Source organism: Thermogladius sp., from assembly GCF_049970955.1.
In the GTDB taxonomy this organism is placed as follows: Archaea; Thermoproteota; Thermoprotei_A; order Sulfolobales; family Desulfurococcaceae; genus Thermogladius.
This window is the reverse complement of the sequence record NZ_JBMFLY010000096.1, coordinates 1-2,706: the sequence shown is the minus strand read 5'-3', so window position 1 is coordinate 2,706 and position 2,706 is coordinate 1. Positions and strand designations below refer to the sequence as shown.

Genomic DNA, 2,706 nt, shown 5'->3' with positions numbered 1-2,706 from the left:
CCCCGAGACGGCCGCGACCAGGCCGGAGACGGGTAGCCCGGCCACCGTGTACGTGAAGGCCCTCCTAGGGCCCAGCGCGACGGCGTAGTAGGTGGCGAGCCCCGCTCCGGCCAGGAGGGAGGCGAGGGAGCCGTACCTCAGCGCCGCGCTGCGCTCGCCGGCGGTGTAGGCGCCGACAAGGGTCAGGAGGCCCACGGGCAGGAGTATCACGCTGGTGAGCACGGAGAGGTCGACGATGAAGCCCGGCTTGAGGGCGGCTATGGCAGTGGCGGCCGCCACCAGGGCCGCGTCCAGGGCCCTCGCCGCGTTCACGCTCCTCGCCCCCAGCGTGGTAGCGACGCTGCTGGAGACGGCGAGAACGATGCTGTTGGCAGTGTCTACCGTGGCAGCTATGATGGAGACGGCTACCACGGAGCCCAGGGCGGGGTCCATGTAGCCCAGCAGCGTCGGGGTCACGTTGTCCCTCGGTATGTCCCCCGGCAGCACGCCCTCTATGGCCAGCCCCCTGGCCGCGAGGCCGGCGGCCACGACCACGAGGGTGTAGAGCAGCCCGTACGCGAAGAAGTAGGCCACCGTCTCCCTGTACGCCCTACCGCTCCTGGGCAGGTAGAGCTTCGCGACGACCTGCGGGTTGGAGACGGCGAAGAAGACCCAGGGTATCGTGTAGGCGAGGAAGACGCTGGGCGTCCAGAAGCCGGTGAGGCCCAGGTAGCCGGCGGAGCCCAGGTCTTCCAGGAGCCTCCCGGGCGTCAGGCCCCTGGAGGGGGTGAAGAAGAGCAGCAGCCAGCCGAGGTAGGCCAGGCCCCCGAACAGCGTGAGCGAGCCCTGCAGCAGGTTGGTCAGGGCGACGCTCCACATCCCCGCCACGGCTATCCACGCGTAGACGAGCAGCGCCGAGGCGGCCAGGGACTCGGCCTCCCCGAGCCCCCCGTACCCGAAGACTATCCTGAGGCCGAGGACCTGGGCGGCGAGGTAGGGGAGCATCGCGTAGAGGTAGACGAGGGAGGCGGCTAGGCCGAGGGCCCTGCTGCCGTACATGTCCGCCAGCATCTGGCTGGGGGAGACCCAGCCCCTCTCCCTCGACAGCCTGTGTATCCTGTACCCGGCCGTCGACAGCAGGACGACCGTGCTGGCGAGGTAGGCCAGCTCGAAGCCCAGCGCCCCCGCGCCAGTCGCGTAGGCGAGCCCCACGAGGCCGAGCATCATGAACGCGCTGTAGGTGGTCGCGGCGTAGGTCAGCGCCGAGACGGCGCCCCCCAGCCTCCCGCTAGTGACGTAGTAGTCCCTTACGTCCCTCCTGAAGTACCTCCTCGAGAAGAGGGCCAGGGCCGTCCCCGCCGCCGCGTAGAGGAGCAGGGCCAGGAAGAAGGCGGCGTTCACTCCCCCTCACCCGCCTCTAGCCCGAGGTGTAGGAGGGCCAGCAGCCCCACTGCGACGGTCGCCAGCGTCCAGAAGGCGAGGAGCTCGAGGCCCCTGGAGCCCGCCAGCAGCGTGTAGGGGACCGCGAAGAGGGAGGCGAGCAGGGCGAGCTCTAGGGCCGCCAGCAGCCTGTTCAGCTTTTTCCCCGAACACATGTTCGACCCCCCGTTAAGGCATATTACCGGCCCAGGTTTTAAGGGCCTAGTGGTGGAGGATGCCGGGTAGCCTGAGGGAGAGGGTCTGGGAGCTCCTCAGCGGGTACCAGGGGTCGAGGGTACCGCAGTCCTTTATACACAGGGCCCTCGGGGCCAGCAAGAGCAGGGTGAGCGAGATACTCGCCGAGCTGGAGAGGCAGGGCCTGATCGCGAGGGAGGTGGTCGGGAGGAGCAAGGTGGTCTACGTGTACCCGGGTTTCTCGGAGAGGGCGCGGGAGCCCGGGGGGAGGGTGCTGAGGCTGGGCATCGTCTACTCGAGCGAGTACCTCTTCCTCGGCGGCTTCGTCAAGAGGCTTGAGTCGAGGGGCGTGAGGGTGGAGGTCGTCGTGTTCAGGGACGGCCTCAGGGCCACCAGGGCCCTGGCGGAGGGCGCCGTGGACATGGCCCTCTCCCCCCTCCCGGGCCAGCTCTACCTCTACCCGGCCTACAGGACCTTCAGGGTCGTGCCGGCGGGGGTCAGGGGCGGGTTCAGGGTGATGGCGTCGGGCAGGCCCGGCCCCGTCTACTCCAGCATGATAAGCACCATGGACTACGCGAGGGGCGTCGCCGTCTCGCGGGGGCTCCTCGAGGCGGAGGGGACGGCCTACTTCGACGACCCCTCCCAGGTCTCCTCCAGCCCGCCGAGGCGGGGCTTCGTGGTGGCCTGGCACCCAGTCTACCTCGAGCTCGCGGGGAGGGGCTTCAAGCCCGTGCTCGGCCCCGACGACCTCGGCGTGGAGTTCTGCTGCACGCTCGGCGTCTCCAACAGCCTGGGCGGGAGGCTGGCCTCTGCCGCCGCCCGGGCCTACAGGGAGGCCGTCGAGGAGTACGGGAGGCGGCCGGACAAGTGGCTGGAGTACTACTCGGCCCTCACCGGGATAGAGCTCGGCGCCCTCAAGGACGCCGCGGGCGAGTACAGGCCCGCGGAGCTCGACGAGAAGGCCGTGGCGGGCGTGGCCAGGGCCGTGACCCCCAGCATCCCAGCGCCCGCAGCCCACGAGGGGGCCCTAGCCCGGGAGGAGCAGGCTTAAAGCCCCCCGTGACAACAGGGAGACCACGGATGAGGCGGGCCGCGACACCCGGCCAACACCCA

Annotated in this window: 3 protein-coding genes; 1 reads left to right on the top strand and 2 read right to left on the bottom strand. The window is 70.0% G+C overall.

What is annotated here, in order from left to right; translation table 11 throughout:
- Together ACP5VX_RS06925 and ACP5VX_RS06920 are read right to left on the bottom strand one after the other, a co-directional pair.
- The coding region (locus ACP5VX_RS06925) for a sodium:solute symporter family transporter (protein ID WP_428725149.1) at nucleotides 1-1,380 on the bottom strand (1,380 nt) is incomplete at its 3' end.
- Nucleotides 1,377-1,574, bottom strand: a complete 198-nt coding sequence (locus tag ACP5VX_RS06920; protein ID WP_428725148.1) for a hypothetical protein — start codon at nucleotides 1,572-1,574, stop codon at nucleotides 1,377-1,379. The genes ACP5VX_RS06925 and ACP5VX_RS06920, both read right to left, overlap by 4 nt.
- A gap of 59 nt (nucleotides 1,575-1,633) precedes the next feature.
- On the opposite strand from ACP5VX_RS06920, the gene ACP5VX_RS06915 reads away from it, so the two are divergent.
- Nucleotides 1,634-2,644, top strand: a complete 1,011-nt coding sequence (locus ACP5VX_RS06915; protein WP_428725147.1) for a DUF7343 domain-containing protein — start codon at nucleotides 1,634-1,636, stop codon at nucleotides 2,642-2,644.
- The last annotated feature ends 62 nt before the right edge of the window (nucleotides 2,645-2,706 follow it).